This window comes from Streptomyces niger, from assembly GCF_000718305.1.
GTDB lineage: Bacteria > Actinomycetota > Actinomycetes > Streptomycetales > Streptomycetaceae > Streptomyces > Streptomyces niger.
The window spans coordinates 64,668-81,737 of record NZ_JOFQ01000020.1; the positions used below are offsets into that span (position 1 = coordinate 64,668).

The 17,070-nt window shown below is 72.3% G+C and carries 16 protein-coding genes; 10 read left to right on the plus strand and 6 right to left on the minus strand.

Going from position 1 to position 17,070, the window contains the following annotated elements:
* Position 1: 1 nt before the first annotated feature.
* From IF20_RS30000 to IF20_RS30010, 3 genes are read left to right on the plus strand one after another with little or no spacing between them, the layout of a single operon-like run.
* Positions 2–925: a glutamate ABC transporter substrate-binding protein gene (locus IF20_RS30000; RefSeq protein WP_110944666.1), complete on the plus strand. Its 924-nt coding sequence runs from the start codon at positions 2–4 to the stop codon at positions 923–925.
* A gap of 17 nt (positions 926–942) precedes the next feature.
* The gene (locus IF20_RS30005) at positions 943–1,587 is read left to right on the plus strand and encodes an amino acid ABC transporter permease (protein WP_052868517.1); all 645 of its coding nucleotides are present in this window, start codon (positions 943–945) and stop codon (positions 1,585–1,587) included.
* Positions 1,584–2,441, plus strand: coding sequence for an amino acid ABC transporter permease (locus tag IF20_RS30010; protein ID WP_052868518.1), 858 nt, complete (start codon positions 1,584–1,586; stop codon positions 2,439–2,441). The genes IF20_RS30005 and IF20_RS30010 overlap by 4 nt, the downstream gene beginning before the upstream one ends.
* A 36-nt stretch (positions 2,442–2,477) precedes the next feature.
* Here IF20_RS30010 and IF20_RS30015 read toward each other — a convergent pair whose 3' ends face one another.
* Together IF20_RS30015 and IF20_RS30020 are read right to left on the minus strand one after the other, a co-directional pair.
* Positions 2,478–4,058 carry a CocE/NonD family hydrolase gene (locus tag IF20_RS30015; protein ID WP_052868519.1) on the minus strand — a complete coding sequence of 527 codons (1,581 nt, stop codon included), beginning with the start codon at positions 4,056–4,058 and terminating at the stop codon, positions 2,478–2,480.
* Positions 4,059–4,177: 119 nt separating this feature from the next.
* On the minus strand, positions 4,178–4,909 hold the full coding sequence (locus IF20_RS30020) for a hypothetical protein (RefSeq protein ID WP_052868520.1): 732 nt from the start codon (positions 4,907–4,909) through the stop codon (positions 4,178–4,180).
* A gap of 146 nt (positions 4,910–5,055) precedes the next feature.
* Between IF20_RS30020 and ggt the strand changes: the two genes are divergently transcribed.
* On the plus strand, positions 5,056–6,879 hold the full coding sequence (gene ggt, locus IF20_RS30025) for a gamma-glutamyltransferase (protein WP_110944667.1): 1,824 nt from the start codon (positions 5,056–5,058) through the stop codon (positions 6,877–6,879).
* 130 nt (positions 6,880–7,009) lie between these two features.
* Complete coding sequence (locus IF20_RS30030) at positions 7,010–8,416, plus strand: amidase (protein WP_052868521.1); 1,407 nt, start codon at positions 7,010–7,012, stop codon at positions 8,414–8,416.
* Positions 8,417–8,485: 69 nt separating this feature from the next.
* Here the strand turns inward: IF20_RS30030 and IF20_RS30035 are convergent, their stop codons facing one another.
* Together IF20_RS30035 and IF20_RS30040 are read right to left on the minus strand one after the other, a co-directional pair.
* Positions 8,486–9,037: an isochorismatase family protein gene (locus tag IF20_RS30035; RefSeq protein ID WP_052868522.1), complete on the minus strand. Its 552-nt coding sequence runs from the start codon at positions 9,035–9,037 to the stop codon at positions 8,486–8,488.
* Positions 9,038–9,039: 2 nt separating this feature from the next.
* On the minus strand, positions 9,040–9,471 hold the full coding sequence (locus tag IF20_RS30040; RefSeq protein ID WP_052868559.1) for a MarR family winged helix-turn-helix transcriptional regulator: 432 nt from the start codon (positions 9,469–9,471) through the stop codon (positions 9,040–9,042).
* Between the two features lie 211 nt (positions 9,472–9,682).
* Here IF20_RS30040 and IF20_RS30045 point away from each other — a divergent pair, with 211 nt between their 5' ends.
* The 4 genes from IF20_RS30045 to ligD (IF20_RS30060) all read left to right on the plus strand — a co-directional run bounded on the left by IF20_RS30045 (position 9,683) and on the right by ligD (IF20_RS30060) (position 14,554).
* The gene (locus tag IF20_RS30045) at positions 9,683–11,107 is read left to right on the plus strand and encodes a hypothetical protein (protein ID WP_052868523.1); all 1,425 of its coding nucleotides are present in this window, start codon (positions 9,683–9,685) and stop codon (positions 11,105–11,107) included.
* Positions 11,108–11,283: 176 nt separating this feature from the next.
* A complete protein-coding gene (locus tag IF20_RS30050) occupies positions 11,284–12,126 on the plus strand; it encodes a nitrilase-related carbon-nitrogen hydrolase (protein WP_052868524.1) in 843 nt (280 codons plus the stop codon).
* Positions 12,123–13,454 (plus strand): aspartate aminotransferase family protein, encoded by a 1,332-nt coding sequence (locus tag IF20_RS30055; protein WP_052868525.1) that lies wholly within the window; start codon positions 12,123–12,125, stop codon positions 13,452–13,454. Before IF20_RS30050 ends, IF20_RS30055 begins: the two co-directional genes overlap by 4 nt.
* Before the next feature lie 119 nt (positions 13,455–13,573).
* Positions 13,574–14,554 (plus strand): non-homologous end-joining DNA ligase, encoded by a 981-nt coding sequence (gene ligD, locus IF20_RS30060; protein ID WP_052868526.1) that lies wholly within the window; start codon positions 13,574–13,576, stop codon positions 14,552–14,554.
* 15 nt (positions 14,555–14,569) lie between these two features.
* Here the strand turns inward: ligD (IF20_RS30060) and IF20_RS30065 are convergent, their stop codons facing one another.
* Together IF20_RS30065 and ligD (IF20_RS30070) are read right to left on the minus strand one after the other, a co-directional pair.
* On the minus strand, positions 14,570–14,875 hold the full coding sequence (locus IF20_RS30065; protein WP_199896790.1) for a hypothetical protein: 306 nt from the start codon (positions 14,873–14,875) through the stop codon (positions 14,570–14,572).
* Between the two features lie 134 nt (positions 14,876–15,009).
* On the minus strand, positions 15,010–15,903 hold the full coding sequence (gene ligD, locus IF20_RS30070; protein ID WP_052868528.1) for a non-homologous end-joining DNA ligase: 894 nt from the start codon (positions 15,901–15,903) through the stop codon (positions 15,010–15,012).
* A gap of 72 nt (positions 15,904–15,975) precedes the next feature.
* Here ligD (IF20_RS30070) and ku point away from each other — a divergent pair, with 72 nt between their 5' ends.
* Positions 15,976–17,040 carry a non-homologous end joining protein Ku gene (gene ku, locus IF20_RS30075; protein ID WP_052868529.1) on the plus strand — a complete coding sequence of 355 codons (1,065 nt, stop codon included), beginning with the start codon at positions 15,976–15,978 and terminating at the stop codon, positions 17,038–17,040.
* The last annotated feature ends 30 nt before the right edge of the window (positions 17,041–17,070 follow it).

The window sequence follows — 17,070 nt, forward strand, 5'->3', positions numbered from 1 at the left end:
GGTGACCGCAGTGAAGACGTTCCCACGGGCCGCAGCGGCCCTCCTCCTCGCCGCCCTGGCCGTTCTCGCCGCCGCCTGCGGCAAGCCCGGCAGCCCGCCCGCCAAGGGGCCGCGCGGCGACGAGCTCCCGCACTACCCCGTACAGACCCGCTTCCAACTGCCCGACTCGCCTACCTGGCAGAAGGCGAAGCGGCGCGGCCACTTCGCCGTCGGCGTCAAGGAGGACCAGCCCTACCTGGGCGAACGCGATCCGGCTTCCGGCGAGTACCGCGGCTTCGACATCGAGATCGCCAAGATGATGTCCGCCGCGCTCGGTTTCGACCCCAAGGGCATCGCCTACAAGGCGATCGCCTCGGCCAACCGCGAGACCGCCCTGCAGAACGGCCAGATCGACTACTACGTCGGCACCTACACCATCAACGACCTGCGCAAGAAGCAGGTCGGCTTCGCGGGCCCGTACTACAGGGCGGGCCAGAGCCTGCTGGTGCGCAAGGACGAGACGGACATCAAGGGGCCCAAGGACCTGGCCGGCAAGCGGGTCTGCTCCGCCGCGGGCTCGACCCCGTACCAGCGCATCAAGGCCGACCACCCCGAGGCCGTGCTCGTCGCGTACGACACGTACTCCATCTGCGTCGACAACCTGCTCACCTTCCAGGTCGACGCGGTCACCACCGACGACGCGATCCTGCTCGGCTACGCCGCCAAGGCGCCCGACGAGATGAAGCTGGTCGGCAAGCCCTTCTCCGAGGAGCCGTACGGCATCGGCGTCCCCCTGAAGGACCCGGCGCTGCGCTTCGCGATGGACGACGCGCTCGAAGCCGCCGAGAAGAACGGCAACTGGAAGAAGGCCTACGACGCCACCCTCGGGCTCTCCGGAGTGCCCGCGCCGAAGCCGCCCAGGATCGACCGCTACACGGTCAGCTGAGGGAGCCCCCGACACCCATGGACGTACTGACCCACAACTGGTCCCTCTACGGCAAGGGCCTGCTCGGCACCGTCGAGCTCACCGTCTTCGCCTCACTGCTCGCCCTCGTGCTCGGCGTGATCATGGCGGGCTTCCGGGTCGCCCCGGTCGGCTCGCTGCGCGCCTTCGGCACGGTGTGGGTGACGGTGCTCCGCAACACCCCGCTCACCCTGCTGTTCTTCGCGGTCCTGCTCGGCCTGCCGCGCTTCGGCCTCGCGCTGCCCTTCAACGTCTTCGCGATCCTCGCGCTGGGCTGCTACACCTCGGCCTTCATCTGCGAGGCGGTGCGCTCCGGCATCAACACCGTGCCGGTGGGGCAGGGGGAGGCGGCCCGGAGCCTGGGCATGACGTTCGGTCAGACGCTGGGCGCGGTGGTGCTGCCGCAGGCGTTCCGTACGGTCATCCCGCCGGTGGGCTCCACGCTCATCGCGCTGGCCAAGAACTCCGCGATCGCCGGCTCCTTCAGCGTCGTCGAGCTGCTCGGCACCTACAAGACCCTCAACGAGCTGGGCTACAGCATCATCTGGTCCTTCCTCTGGATCGCCGTCGGCTATCTGATCGTGACCCTGACCATCAGCGCGCTGTTCAACGTGCTGGAGAAGCGCTGGGGAGTCGCCCGATGAGCAGCACCGCCCTGTACGACGTACCCGGGCCGCGGACCCGCGCCCGGCACCGCCTCTACGGTGTCGCGGCGACCGTGGTGATCCTCGCCGTGCTGGCCTGGGTCTGCTACCTCCTGTACGACACGGGGCAGTTCGAGGGGCAGAAGTGGACGCCCTTCGAGTACCGGGGCATCCAGGAGCTGCTGCTGCGGGGGCTGGGCAACACGCTCAAGGCGTTCGCCATCGCGGCGGTGCTCTCGCTGGCGCTGGGCACGGTGCTGGCCGCCGGGCGGCTGTCCTGGCACCGGCCGGTGCGCTGGCTGTGCACCCTGCTGGTGGAGTTCTTCCGCGCCATGCCCGTCCTGGTGATGATCTTCTTCATCTACGTGGCGCTGCAGGCCGAGCCGCTGACCGCGCTGGTGGTCGGCCTGACGCTCTACAACGGTTCGGTGCTCGCCGAGGTCTTCCGCGCGGGCGTGCACTCCGTCGAGCGCGGCCAGCACGAAGCGGCGTACGCGCTGGGCATGCGCAAGACGCAGGTCATGACGCATGTGCTGGTCCCGCAGGCGGTCCGGGCCATGCTGCCCACCATCATCAGCCAGCTGGTCGTCGCGCTGAAGGACACCTCGCTCGGGTTCCTCATCACCTACGAGGAGTTCCTGCACGCCGGCAAGCTGATCGCCTCCAACCTCGACTACGACCTGCCGTTCATCCCTGTCGTACTGGTCATCTCGCCGATCTACATCGGGATGTGCATGCTGCTGTCCTGGCTCGCCACCTGGGTGGGCCGGCGGCAGCGGCGCAACCCGAAGGTCGAGGGCGAGGTCGGCCCCGCCGAGCCGGGCACGCTGCTGCCGGGCGGGCCGCAAGGGTGATCCGCCCGGCCGCGCACGTACGGAAGTGACGTACCGTCAGTCCCGTACCGGTACCGACACCCACGACGGGTCGTCGGCCGGCGAGGAGAAGGTGAGCTTCGCGCCGTCCGGGTTGTGCTCGATGTAGAGCGGGTCCACGGAGTCCACCACCACCGCCAGCTTGTGTCCGGCGGGCACGTCGTAGGCGGTGGAGAAGAGGTCCAGGTCCATCGCGAACGGCTTGCCCGGCTCCTTGCCGTGGAAGGTGAACGGCGCGTGCGTGACGAGCTTTCCGGTGCCGAGCGGGCCGACGTCGTAGAGGTAGGCCACGGCGGTGCCGCTCTCGGCGGTGCTGGTGAGCGTGGTGTGCAGCTGCGTGGTGCCGCGCACGCGCTGCTGCGTCTCGTACCGCTCGGACTGCCAGACGGCCGCGGCCGAGCGGGGCAGCAGCGGGATCGACGCCATCGGCGGCACCTTGAAGAACTGGTCCAGCATGCTGGAGAGGAAGATCGTGCCGCCGTTCGCGCCGCTGTCGCGGTTCGTGGCGATCTCGTGCGTGCCGTTCAGCGGGATGCGCCGCTGGCCGGACGGCACGTCCTTCCAGCTCGCGTACCCCTCGTACGCGCCGGTGGAGCGGGACTTGAGCAGCACCGGGGACTCGCGGTCCACGCCGTTGTCGGCGCCCTTGAGGTAGTGGTCGAACCAGCGCTTGGTGTCGGTCCAGGTGTCGTTGGGCAGCCCGAGCAGGCCGGTCGCCTCGGCGGTGGCGTGGTCGCCGGGCCGGAATTCCAGCCGCTTGGGGCCCGTGAGCTTGTCGAAGAAGTCGGCGTACTGGTTCGGCGGGAAGATCGAGTCGCCCCAGGCGTTGCCCAGCATGACGGCCGCGCCGTTCTTGTTGATCCGGTCGAGGTAGGTCGCGGGGGAGCGCTTCTTCCCCCACGCGATCATCTCGTCCTCCTTGGCCAGGTTGGAGCCGAGGAAATCCTTCATGATCGTCCTGAGCTCGTCGCTGGGGCGGCCGGTGAGCTCGCCCGCGCCGGCCAGCAGCCCGGCGGCCTGGGCGTGCTGGGTGCGCCCGCTGTAGATGGAGTCGATCAGGTTCGCCCAGCCGCTGAGCGCACCGACCGCCTTGATGCGCGGGTCGAAGGCAGCGGCGAGCAGGGAGATCCCGGCGCCGTAACTCACCCCGGCCATACCGACCTTGTCCGGGTCGGCCGGGGTGTGGGCCAGCGCCCAGTCGACGACCTTGCGGGCGTCGGCGACGTCCTGCGGGCCCGCGGTCTCGATGTTCCCGCCGGACTGCCAGAAGCCGCGCGAGTTGTACCCGACGACGACATAGCCCGAGTCCGCCAGCTTCTTGGCCTGCGCCACGTACTCGATCTGCGGCATGCCCCAGCTGGTGGGCAGCACGATCACCGGGTACCGCTTCGTCCCGTCGGCGTCGCCGGGCGTGAAGACGTTGGCCTTGAGCGTGATCCCGCCGTCACCTTCGATGTCGACGAACTTCACGGAGGCGGGGGCCGAGGCGGCGGCCGGGGCCGCCTGCGCGGCGGGGGCCGTGGCGGTCAGGGTGGTGGCGAGAACGGCCGCGGAGACGGTACCGATCGCGGCGCGCAGCGTCGTGCGGGAGGGCGTCATCTACTGCTCCAGTCTCGGCGTGGGGGGACACCGGAGGGGTCGGTGTCGAAGTGACTGGAGAGTAAGGTGTGGTCGTTACCGGAGGTAACCCGTCGGTAGGTTACGCAACAGTAAAGATCTCATGCCTTGTGTGCGGCCGCCTTCGTCAGCGCCTCCTTCGTCACCTCCGCGACCTGCTCCACCACGTCAGGGCCGTACGACTGCGAGTTGACCACCTTCAGCAACAGGCAGAACTGACCGTCCGGACCGTGCTTGCGGGCCAGCCGCGCCCGGTTGCGCACCAGGTGGCGGACGGCCGCGCGGTGCGTGACCGGCCGCTGGCCCGCCGCCAGGAACACCGGCCGGCCCCCTTCGCCCGCCGTCAGCCGCGCCAGCAGCACGTACTCCACCGTGCCCGGCTCCATCGCGTAACTGCTGCCACCGATGACGAACGTGCCACGCCCGACCCCCGACGCGTCACCCGGCTGCACCTGCACGCCCGGCAGCAGATTGGCCAGGTGGGCGGCGAGCCGCCGGTGCGCGGTCGGGTCGCCGACGCAGAACTCCGTGCGTGCGCCGAAGCCCTGGAGGCCGGTGTCGTGCGGCGCGACCTCGGCGTGCGCCCCGCAGTTCTCGATGACCGAGGCGAGCCCGAGCATCGCCAGCGCGTCGTGGCGGGGGATGCTCCAGTGCGCCGAGGAGCTGTCCCGGTGGGTGACCAGGACGCACTCGGCGCCGTCCGGCAACCCGAAGAAGGCGCGCTCGCGGGCCAGTCGGCGGCGGCTCGCGGCGGACCGTAAGGCCCAGCCGCCCGCGAGACCGAGGAGCAGGGCAGCGGCGGCGGCGATGACGGGGAGGAGGGGGTTGTCCATGGGCCGGGAGGGTAGCGGCCGTTCGGGTGGGCATCGAGGGGCGAGTGGGTACCGGTGCGATTGTCCGGGTTCGTCGCCCTGTCGCGCCCGGTAAGCCACGGGTAGGCTCCGGCCCCTGGCGCGAACTCGATGGAGGGAAGGCTCAGATGACGCATGTCCGACGCCTGTCGGTACTGGCCGTGACGGCCGTGCTGGCCGGTTCGCTGGCCTCCGTACCGGCCAGTGCCCGCCCGGCAGCGGCCCCCTCGACCGAGCCACCGCCCAAGTCACCGGTCGCGGTGGGCTCCGGCGGCGCGGTCTCCAGCGTCGACGCCGACGCCTCGGCGGCCGGCATCGAGGTGCTGAAGAAGGGCGGCAACGCCGTGGACGCGGCGGTCGCCACCGCGGCGGCCCTGGGTGTCACCGAGCCGTACTCCGCGGGTGTCGGGGGCGGCGGCTACTTCGTGTACTACAACGCCAAGAAGCACTCCGTGCAGACGATCGACGGCCGCGAGACCGCGCCGCTGACCGCGGACAAGAACCTCTTCCTGGAGAACGGCAAGCCGATCCCCTTCAGCGAGGCCGTCACCAGCGGCCTGGGCGTCGGCACCCCCGGCACCCCCGCCACCTGGGACACCGCCCTGCACAAGTGGGGCAACCGCTCGCTCGGCCAGGTGCTCGCGCCCGCGACCCGGATCGCCCGCGACGGCTTCACCGTCGACGAGACGTTCCGCAAGCAGACCGCCGACAACGCCGACCGGTTCCGCGACTTCCCCGCCACCGCGAAGCTGTTCCTGCCCGGCGGGCAGCCGCCGGCCGTCGGCACCACCCTGCGCAACCGCGACCTCGCCGCCACCTACGACGAACTGTCGAAGAAGGGCGTGGACGCGCTGTACCGCGGACGGCTGGGTGAGGACATCACCCGCACCGTCGAGCAGCCGCCCGTCCGGCCGGGTGCCACCCGCAAGGTGCGGCCCGGCGACCTGACCGCCGCCGACCTGGACGCGTACGAGACCAAGGTCCAGGCGCCGACGAAGACGAAGTACCGCGGCCTCGACGTCTACGGCATGGCCCCTTCCTCCTCCGGCGGTACGAGCGTGGCCGAAGCGCTCAACATCCTGGAGAACTACGACGTGGCCAAGTTGAGCGAGAAGCAGTACCTGCACCGCTACATCGAGGCCAGCCGGATCGCGTTCGCCGACCGCGGCCGCTGGGTCGGCGACCCGGCCGCCGAGAAGGTGCCCACCAAGGAGCTGACCTCCCAGAAGTTCGCCGACTCCCGGGCCTGCCTGATCAAGGGTGACGCGGTCCTGAAGAGCCCGCTCGCGCCCGGTGACCCGCGCCACCCGAAGCCCTGCGCCAACGGCGGCAAGGCCGCGCCGACGACGTACGAGGGGGAGAACACCACCCACCTCACCGTCGCCGACAAGTGGGGCAACGTGGTCGCCTACACCCTCACCATCGAGCAGACCGGCGGCAGCGGCATCACCGTCCCCGGCCGCGGCTTCCTCCTCAACAACGAACTCACCGACTTCTCCTTCACCCCGGCGGCCCCCGGCGTCCCCGACCCGAACCTCCCCGGGCCCGCCAAGCGCCCCCGCTCCTCCATCTCGCCCACCGTCGTCCTCGACCACGGCAAGCCGGTCCTGGCCGTCGGCTCGCCGGGCGGAGCCACCATCATCACGACAGTTCTGCAGACGCTTCTCGGCCACCTCGACCGCGGCCTGCCGCTCGTCGACGCCATCGCGGCGCCCCGCGCCAGCCAGCGCAACGCCGCGCAGACCGAGCTCGAACCGGCGCTGTACGACAGCAAGCTACGCAAGGAACTGGAGGCGCTCGGCCACTCCTTCAAGGAGAACCCCGAGATCGGCGCGGCCACCGGCGTCCAGCGGCTGAAGGACGGGCGTTGGCTCGCGGCCGCCGAGAAGGTGCGCCGCGGCGGCGGCTCGGCCATGGTCGTGCATCCCCACGGTCACGCGAACGGCAGCTGACCGTATACGGAACAGCCGTCTCCGGCGCCCGCCCAGGGGCCGGAGGCGGTTGAAACCGGCTCGTACGCATGCTTACTCTGCGCACCTCTGTCAGAACGGACAGTCAGGGCGAGAGGCAGGCGTGCGCGCAATGGGGGACAGGTTCGAGGGGCTGGCCGAACAGGCCAGGGCGCTGGGCGACGGTGACACCACGTCGGCCGAGCTGGTCCGGCGTTCGCTGGAGCGCATCGAGGCGACGCGGGGCACCGTGAACGCCTTCCGGCTGGTACGTGCCGAGGCGGCGCTCGCCGAGGCGGAGGCGGCCGACCGCAGGCTCGCGGCGGGGGAGCGGCTGCCGCTGCTCGGCGTGCCGGTCGCGGTCAAGGACGACACCGATGTGGCGGGCGCGCCCACCGCGTTCGGGTGCGCCGGCACGTTCCCGCCCAAGGCCGAGGACTCGGAAGTGGTCCGGCGGCTGCGCGCGGCCGGCGCGATCGTGGTCGGCAAGACCAACGCGTGCGAGCTGGGCCAGTGGCCGTTCACCGAGGGCCCCGCTTTCGGCGACACCCGCAATCCCTGGAGTCCGGCGCACACCCCCGGCGGCTCCTCGGGCGGCTCGGCCGCCGCGGTCGCCGCCGGCCTCGTGCCCGCCGCGCTCGGCACGGACGGCGCGGGCTCGGTCCGCATACCCGCGGCCTGGACCCACCTGGTCGGCATCAAGCCGCAGCGCGGCCGGATCTCCACCTGGCCCGAACCGGAGGCCTTCCAGGGCATCACCGGCATCGGGCCGCTGGCCCGCACGGTCGAGGACGCGGCGCTGCTGCTGGAGGTGTGCAGCGGCAACCACCGGCACGACCTGCACCGCCCGAGGCCGGTCGCGCCCCGTGCGGCGGTCGGCCGGGACCCGGGGCGGCTGCGCATCGCGCTGTCCTGGAAGGCCGCCTGGACCGGCACGCCGCGCCCGCTCCACCCCGAAGTGCGCGCCGCCGTCACCGACCTCGCCCGCACGCTCGCCCGCCTCGGGCACCTCGTCGAGGAGGCCGAACCGGACTACGGGCTGATCGGCCTCTCCTTCGTGCCGCGCGCGACGACGGGCGTACGGGAGTGGACCGAGCGGGTGCCGGACCGCTCCCTGCTGGACCGCAGGACACGGGACGCCGCGCGGCTGGGCCGGCTGCTGGGCGGCCGCGCCCTGCGGGCGGCGCGGGCCGCCGAGGCGCGGCAGCAGAAGCGGGTGGGCGCGGTCTTCGGGCAGTACGACGTCGTCCTGACGCCGACCACGGCCACCCCGCCGCCGCGGATCGGCACCCTCGCCGCGATGAACGGCTGGCGCACCGACCGGGCGATGATCGCGGCGTGCCCGTACGCCTGGCCGTGGAACGTGCTCGGCTGGCCCGGCATCAGCGTCCCGGCCGGCTTCTCCTCGGCCGGACTCCCGCTCGGCGCCCAGCTGCTGGGCCCCGAGGGCGGCGAAGCCCGCCTCATCTCCCTCGCCGCCCGGCTGGAGGACGACCTCCGCTGGCACGAGAGGTGGCCGCAGCTGAGAGCGGGGGCCTGAGGGCGGGGGCCCGGAAGCGGGGGCCTGGGAGCGGGGCCTGAGGCAGGTGGCCGCACCGCGGCCCGGGACTCAGCCCAGCAGCTTCACGATCGCGTCGGTGGTGTCCGTCTCGCCCAGCCGCGGGAAGATCTTCTCGACGCTGTTGCGGTGTGCGTCGGCGTCCATGTCCGTGACCGCGTCGGTCGCGACGGTCACGTGGTAGCCGTGCTCGTACGCGCTGCGGGCCGTGGACTCCACGCCGATGCTGGTCGCGATGCCGCCCAGCACGACCTGTGTGACGCCCAGGCGGCGCAGCTCCATGTCCAGCGGCGTGCCGTGGAAGGCGCCCCAGGTCTTCTTGGTGACCAGGACGTCCGAGGGCTGCCGGTCCAGCTCCGGGACGAGCTCGGCCCAGTCGGCGGGCGGGTTGCCGGCGCGCGCCGGGCCCTCGGTGCGGCCGGGTGCGCCGCCGGTGACGTTGACCAGCACGACCGGCAGGTCACGCGCGCGGAAGGCGGCGGCCAGCCGGGCGCCCCGCTCGATGACCTCGGCGGCGGGGTGGGCGGTGGGCAGCGCGGCGATGCCCTTCTGCAGGTCGATCAGGACCAGTGCGGTCTTCGGGTCGAGCGTGGTGGCGGTCATGGTCAGGTCTCCGTCAGTCGTTTCAGCAGCGCGGCGGCCTCGGCCAGTACGCGCTGCTCGTCGGGGGTGGTGTGCTCGGCGATGGCCACGCTGAGCCAGTTCTGCTTGGCCCGCCGGAGGCCGGCCAGTACCTCTCGGCCCTCCTCGGTGAGCGCGAAGACGACCTGGCGGCCGTCGGTGGGGTGCGGACTGCGCGCGACGACGCCGCGCTCCTCCAGAGCGGCCAGCGTGACCCGCATCGACTGCGGGCGTACCAGCTCGGCCCTGGCCAGCGCCGCGGTGGTGGCGGGCCCTTCCAGGTCCAGCCGGGCGCAGACCGCGCGCTGGGTGGGGGTGATCCCGTCACCCGGCGATTCGGCACGCAGTCGGCGCATCAGCAGGCCGACGGCCGCACCGAGGTCCGTGACGAGCTGTTCGTGCTCCTTGCCTGGCATGGGCGCCACCCTAGAAAGTCGACAGGAAAGCTTGCAAGTTTTCCTGTCGACCGTGATGATCACGCCGTTGTTGCCGGATACCTGCCCCCGCGCCCCGCCAGGAGTGGAAAACTCCCTGTAGTCGTTGTGTCACACAGGACCCAACACGACCGGAGCGCAACTGCGGTACCGGCGCGGTGGCGCGCGGCACCAAGGGGGGAGAGGGGACGGCATGGCAGAGGCACGGTTGCGGGACTCCGTGGACGCTTTCGCGCACTTCCTGGGCGAGCTCACGGCGGCGCTGCACCCGGCCGAAGGCTGGTACGGCGTCTTCGCGCGACGCGACCCCGAAGGGTTGCGGGCCTGCCTGGAGGGGCGCGAGGTGCCGCCCTGGGACGTGGTCGAGTCGCTCCTCCACGACCTGGCCGGGCGGCGCGGCGAGCAGGCCGCGGCGGAGGCCGGGGCGCGCGCCCGGGAGCTGCACGGGGCGGCGGCCGCCGCGTACGACGTGCTGACCGGCGGCCCGGCGGCGCTCCGCGCCCGGTTCGACGCCATGCTCGACGAGCTCCACCACGCCACCGGCCGCGAGCGCGAGCTGCGCGCCGCGCTCCAGCAGGCCGACGCGGCCACGGACACGGCGGCGCTCGAGGGCGAACTGGCCTGGATCGCCGACGACGTGGCCCGGGCGCGGGCCCGCGTGCGGGAGATCCGGCAGCGAATGGCGGACAGCGCGACCAGCGCGACCAGCGCGACCAGCGCAGCCAGCGCAGACAGCACGGCCAGCGCGGACACGACCGCTCCGCCTCCCGCGTCCGGCGCCCACGCGCCGTACGGGTCCTACGCGCCCGGGGCAGGCGCCGTCGCGCCGTACGGCACCGCGGACGAGGCGCTCGCGCCGTACGAGGATCCGGCGGGCGACCCGGCGGCGGAGTCGGCGGACGACCTCGCCGGCCGAAGAGCCCCCGAGGGCCCCGGAACCTCCGGAAGCATCCCTTCCGCCGGTTTCCGGGAGAACGAGGAGGGGCGAAATCCGGCCAAGGAGGGGGAGTGGTCGGCGGTCGGGCGCGACAGCGGACCGGCAGCGGCCCCGCCGGACTTCCCGCAGCAGAGCTCCCAGGCCGTCACCAACGCCGTGTCCCACCTCGCCGAGCTGCGGGCCGCCGGGCGCGGCGGCGAGGCGCACGCCGTCCTGTGCGCCGCGGCCCGTCGCCCCGCCGAGGAACTGCCGCGCATCGCCGCCGAGCTGGAGCGGGCCGGCCTGGCCGCCGACGTGGCCACGCTGCTGTGGGAGGTGGCGTGTCTGCCGCCCGAGCCGCTCGCCGCGGCGGCCGGCGCACTGGCCGCCGCCGGCCGCGTCCAGGACTGCGTGAGCCTGCTGCGGCAGGGCGTGGCCCGCCCGGTCGGCGAGGTGGGGGACGCCGCGCTGGCCCTGCGGCAGGCGGGCCGTACGGCCGAGGCGCGGGAGTTGCTGGCCGCGATGGTGCGGGCCCGGACCTCGGAGGAGGCGGCCGGGCTCGCGGCGACCACGGATGCGCCCGAAGTCCTGCTGCCGCTGCTGGTGGAAGCGGCGGACCGGGTGTCCGAGCACCGCCGCCGGGACCTCGTCCACGCGCTGCGGACGGCCGGGGTGTCCGACCGCCTCATCGGTGTCCGCTGACCCGTGCGCACCACGGCTCACGGGAGTTCGTACGGCCGTTCCCACCGGGCGGGGGATCGGCCGGACGGCGCGGCCGAGATGGTCTTGCCACGGTGCACAAGGCGTCCTACGGTCACCTCCACACGCGTAGAGCTCGCGCGGACCGGTTGTCTGACGCCCTGGCAAAGGAGCAGCTCATGGCCGATGTCGTACGTGCCGCACTGGTGCAGGCGACCTGGACGGGCGATACCGAGTCGATGATCGCCAAACACGAGGAGCACGCCCGCGCGGCGGCCGCGCAGGGTGCGAAGATCATCGGCTTCCAAGAGGTCTTCAACGCCCCGTACTTCTGCCAGGTGCAGGAGCCGGAGCACTACCGCTGGGCGGAGCCCGTCCCGGACGGGCCGACCGTCCGCCGGATGCAGGACCTGGCCCGCGAGACCGGCATGGTGATCGTCGTGCCGGTCTTCGAGGTCGAGCAGTCCGGCTTCTACTACAACACCGCCGCCGTCATCGACGCCGACGGCACGGTCCTCGGCACGTACCGCAAGCACCACATCCCGCAGGTCAAGGGGTTCTGGGAGAAGTACTACTTCAAGCCGGGCAACAAGGGCTGGCCGGTGTTCGACACCGCGGTCGGCAAGGTCGGCGTCTACATCTGCTACGACCGGCACTTCCCCGAGGGTTGGCGGCAACTGGGCTTGAACGGCGCCCAGTTGGTCTACAACCCGTCCGCCACCTCCCGCGGCCTGTCCGCCTACCTCTGGCAGCTGGAGCAGCCCGCCGCCGCGGTCGCCAACGAGTACTTCGTCGCCGCGATCAACCGCGTCGGCACCGAGGAGTACGGCGACAACGACTTCTACGGCACCAGCTACTTCGTCGACCCGCGCGGCCGGTTCGTCGGCGACGTGGCCAGCGACAGCAAGGAGGAACTGGTCGTCCGCGACCTGGACTTCGGGCTGATCGACGAGGTGCGGCAGCAATGGGCGTTCTACCGAGACCGCCGTCCCGACGCCTACGAAGGGCTGGTCCGGCCGTGACCGATCACCACACCGACGCCGCCGGCCTGTACGCCCGGCACCGCGCCGTCCTCCCGGAGTGGCTGAGCCTGCTCTACGACCGCCCCATCGAGCTGACCCACGGCGAGGGCCGGCACGTCTGGGACTCCGACGGCAACCGCTACCTCGACTTCTTCGGCGGCATCCTCACCACGATGACTGCGCACGCGCTGCCCGAGGTGACCAAGGCCGTCGCCGAGCAGGCCGGGCGCATCATCCACACCTCCACGCTGTACCTCTCCCGCCCGATGGTGGAGCTGGCGGAGCGGATCGCGGCGCTCTCCGGCATCCCCGACGCGCGGGTCTTCTTCACCACCTCCGGCACGGAGGCCAACGACGCGGCGCTGCTGCTGTCGACCGCGTACCGCCGCTCGAACCAGATCCTGGCGATGCGCAACAGCTACCACGGCCGGTCCTTCTCGGCGGTGGGCATCACCGGCAACCAGAGCTGGTCGCCGACCAGCCTCTCGCCGCTGCAGACGCTGTGGGTGCACGGCGGGGTGCGCAGCCGCGGCCCGTTCGCGCACCTCAGTGACGCGCAGTACATCGAGGCGTGCGTCGCGGACCTCAAGGACGTGCTCCAGCAGACGTCCGGCGGCGTGGCCGCGCTGATCGCCGAGCCGGTCCAGGGCGTCGGTGGTTTCACCGCACCGCCCGACGGGCTGTACGCGGCCTTCCGCGAGGTGCTGGCCGAGCGCGGCATCCTCTGGATCAGCGACGAGGTGCAGACCGGCTGGGGCCGTACGGGCGACCACTTCTGGGGCTGGCAGGCGCACGCCGCGAGCGGCCCGCCGGACCTGCTGACCTTCGCCAAGGGCATCGGCAACGGCATGTCCATCGGCGGTGTGGTGGCCCGTGCCGAGGTGATGAACTGCCTCTCCGCCAACTCCATCTCCACCTTCGGCGGCAGCCCCGTCACCATGGCGGCAGGCCTGGCCAACCTCGCCTACCTCCTCGAACACGACCTCCAGGGCAACGCCCGGCGCGTCGGCGGCCTGCTCATCGAGCGGCTGCGGGCGGTCTGCGCCGGCCTGGACGTCGTGCGCGAGGTCCGCGGGCGTGGCCTGATGATCGGCATCGAGCTGGTCGACCCGGGCACGGACGAGCCGTCGCCCCGGGCCGCCGCGGCCGTCACGGAGGCGGCGCGGGAGCGCGGGCTGCTCATCGGCAAGGGTGGCCTGAACGGCGCCGCCCTGCGCATCGCGCCCCCGCTCTCGCTGACCGTCGCGGAGGCGGAGGAGGGCGCCGACCTGCTCGCCGACGCGCTCCAGGAGGCACAGAAGCGCCTCGCGGGCGCGGCGATCGGCTGACCGCCGTAGGGGTTCGCGCCGGTGGCAGTCGGGGGCCGGTGCGAACCCTTACGGCGGTGGGCCTGCCGGCGACGCCGGCCGAGGTCGCGCGGGCCCGCGCCAGCGCTGATCATCGGAGCATGGCTCCGCCCGCGCCCCGGCCCGCAGATCCGCCCGGCCCGTCCGGGCTCCGGCCCATGCTCGCCACGCCCGGCCCGCTGCCCGCCGACGGCACCGACCCGCAGTGGGCGTACGAGGTGAAGTGGGACGGCGTACGGTGCCTCGCCGAGGCGCCGGGCGACGGCTCCCTGCGGCTCGTCACCCGGGCGGGCAACGACGCCACCCGCACCTACCCCGAGCTGACCGGCCTCGGCGACCGGTTGCGCGGCCGGTCCGCGGTCCTGGACGGCGAGGTCGTGGTGCTCGACGAGGCGGGCCGGCCGGACTTCGGGCGGCTCCAGCGCCGGATGAACGTCGCCGATGCCCGCCGCTCCGCCCGGCTGCGCGCCGACCACCCCGTCCACCTCGTCCTCTTCGACCTGCTGTACCTGGACGGGCGGCCGCTGCTGGACGCGCCGTACGAGGAGCGCCGGGAGCTGCTGTCCGGCCTGGCGCCGGCGGCCCCGGAGTGGTCGACGCCCGGCCACGTCGTGGGTCAGGGGGCCGAGGTGTGGGAGACGACGCTGCGGAACGGCCTGGAGGGCGTGGTCGCCAAGCGGCTCGGCTCCCGCTACGCCCCGGGTGCCCGGTCCGCCGACTGGCGCAAGACCAAGCACGTCCACACCCTCGACGTGGTCATCGGCGGCTGGTGGGAGGGGCGCGGCGGGATCGCCGGGCTGCCCGGTTCCGTGCTGGCGGGGATCGAGGAGGCGGCCGGGCTGCGGTACGCGGGCTCGGTCGGCTCGGGGCTCTCCGGCCGTGAACGGCGCGAGCTGGCCCGGTACTTCGAGGTGCTCGCCCGCGACACCTCGCCGTTCACCGGCCCGGTGGAGGTGCCGGGCGCGCGCTGGGTCGAGCCGCGGCTGGTCGCCGAGGTGAGCTACTCCGGCTGGACGTCACAGGGCCGCCTCCGCCACCCCACCTGGCACCGGCTGCGGCCCGATCTCACCCGGTTGGACTGACCGAAGGCAGGTGCCTCACTGCCACCGGTCGTACGCGTCGAGGACGGTCATGATCCCGTCCTCCCAGGTCGGGAAGAAACCCCGGATCTGGGAGAGGGACACCGACCCCTGACGGCGCTGCCCGTCCATCGCGTACACGACGTGGTTGCGGCCGCTCGCCGTGGACACCTGGCCCACCCTGGTGAAGCCGCAGTCCTTCGGGTTCGGGTCGGTGCAGACGAAGATGTAGTAGTCCGGCATGCCGGGTTCCGAGGCGAGCGGGACGAGGAAGAGGCCCCGCCGTTCCACCTCGCGCCGCACGCGACGGTCGATCCTGGACACGTCAGCAATCGTCATGGCAAGCCCCCGTGCTCACTCGGGCCACCACACCGGTGGCCTGTCACAGTCTGCGCGGCAGCCGCGGCGCACACAAGAAGAATCCCGCAATGCCGTTGAGTCGGGCGGGAGTTGGCGTCCTACCGTCTCCTGCCCGGCAACGGCTTCGCCCGGTTGAGGTTGATCAGCGGGCCGAGCAGGTCGCCGTATCGCTCCCGGCGCTCCGCGATGTCGTCGATGACGAAGTGCAGCTCGGCCGGGTCGGTGCAGTCGGCGATCTCGTCCCAGGTCACCGGGGTGGAGACGGTCGGCTCGGCCCGGGCGCGCACGGTGTACGGGGCCGCGGTGGTCTTCGCCGCGCTGTTCTGGCTGAAGTCGAGGAAGACCTTGCCGGGCCGCAGCGACTTGGTCATCCGGTGCACGACCTGGTCGGGCAGCTCGTGCTCGGCCTCGATGGCGATGCCCTTGGCGTACGCGGTGACGTCGTCGGACGGGGTGGGTTCGATGGGGGCGAGCAGGTGCAGGCCCTTGGAGCCGGAGGTCTTGGCGTACACGTGCAGCCCGTCGGCCGACAGCCGGTCGCGCAGCCAGCCGGCGACCGCGCAGCAGTCGACGATCGTGGCGGGCGCGCCGGGGTCCAGGTCCCAGACCATCCGGTCGGCCACGCCGGGATCGTCCGTACGCCACTGCGGCGTGTGCAGCTCGACGACCAGGTTCGCCGCCCACATCAGGGAGGCGGTGTCCTGCAGGACCACCTGGCGGCCGGTCTTGCCGCTGCGGCGGGTGAGATCGACGGTCTTCACCCAGGCGGGGGTACCGGGGGGCACGTTCTTGGTGAAGAAGGTCTCGCCGTCCGGGCCGTCGGGGTAGCGCAGGAAGGAGACCGGGCGGTCGTGGAGGTGGGCGAGCATCGCGCCCGCGGTCAGCGCGTAGTAGTGCAGCACCTCGCCCTTGGTCGTCCCGGTGGCCGGGTAGAGCACCTTGTCCAGCCGGGTGACCGTCAGCCGGCGTCCCTCGATCTCGGTGATCGGCATACCCTGAGAGTCCCACGAATCAGGACATAAAGGATGAAGTAAAGAGAGTAAAGAGAGCCAAGGGACGCACGTATGAGATCCATCTGGAACGGGTCGATCTCCTTCGGCCTGGTCAGCATCCCGGTGAAGATGTACAGCGCGACGGACAGCGCCTCGGCGGTCTCCTTCGTCCAGATCCACGAGAAGGACGGCGGCCGCATCCGCTACCGCAAGGTGTGCGAGCTGGACGGCGAGGAGGTGTCCCAGGACGAGATCGGCAAGGGCTACCAGGCCGCCTCGGACCTGATCGTCCCGCTCAGCGACGCCGACCTCGCCTCGCTGCCGCTGCCCACCACCAAGACGCTGACCATCCTGGCGTTCGTCGACGCCGCCGACATCGACCCGCTGCAGATGGACAAGGCCTACTACCTCGGCGCGAACGGCCCGTCGGCGGCCAAGCCGTACGTCCTGCTGCGCGACGCGCTGGTGCACCACCAGAAGGTGGCCATCGGCAAGGTCGCGCTCCGCAACCGCGAGACGCTGGCCATGCTGCGGGTGCACGACGACGCGATCGTGATGCACGCGCTGCTGTGGCCGGACCAGATCCGCTCTCCGCAGGGCCTGGCCCCCAAGGAGGACGTGCAGATCCGGGACAACGAGCTGACCCTCGCCGAGACCCTGATGGACTCGCTCGGCGAGCTGGACCCGGCCGAGCTGCACGACGACTACCGGGACGCGGTCGAGGAGCTGGTCTCCGCGAAGCTGGAGGGCGGCGAGCCGGCCGTGTCGTCGGCAGGCCCGAAGCGCGGCGGCAAGGTCATCGACCTGATGGCGGCCCTGGAGGACAGCGTGCGCGCGGCCCAGCAGGAGCGCGGCGGTACGGGCGAGGAGTCGGACTCGGGCGGTTCCGTCACCCGGCTGCGCCGCAAGGCGGCGGATTCCGCGGAGTCCGGGGAGGGCGCGGAGCGGCCGGCCCGTAAATCCTCGGCGCGGACGGACGGGAAGACGGCGGGGAAGCGGACCGCGGCCAAGAAGACGGCCACGAAATCGGCTGCGTCGAAGAAGGGCGCGTCCGCCGGACAGGGCGGTGCGGCCAAGAAGACGGCGGCGAAGAAGACCCCGGCGAAGAAGACCGCGTCACGCCGCAAGGCCGGCTGAGCGGCCGGACGGGCGGCGCGGGTGCGGTCC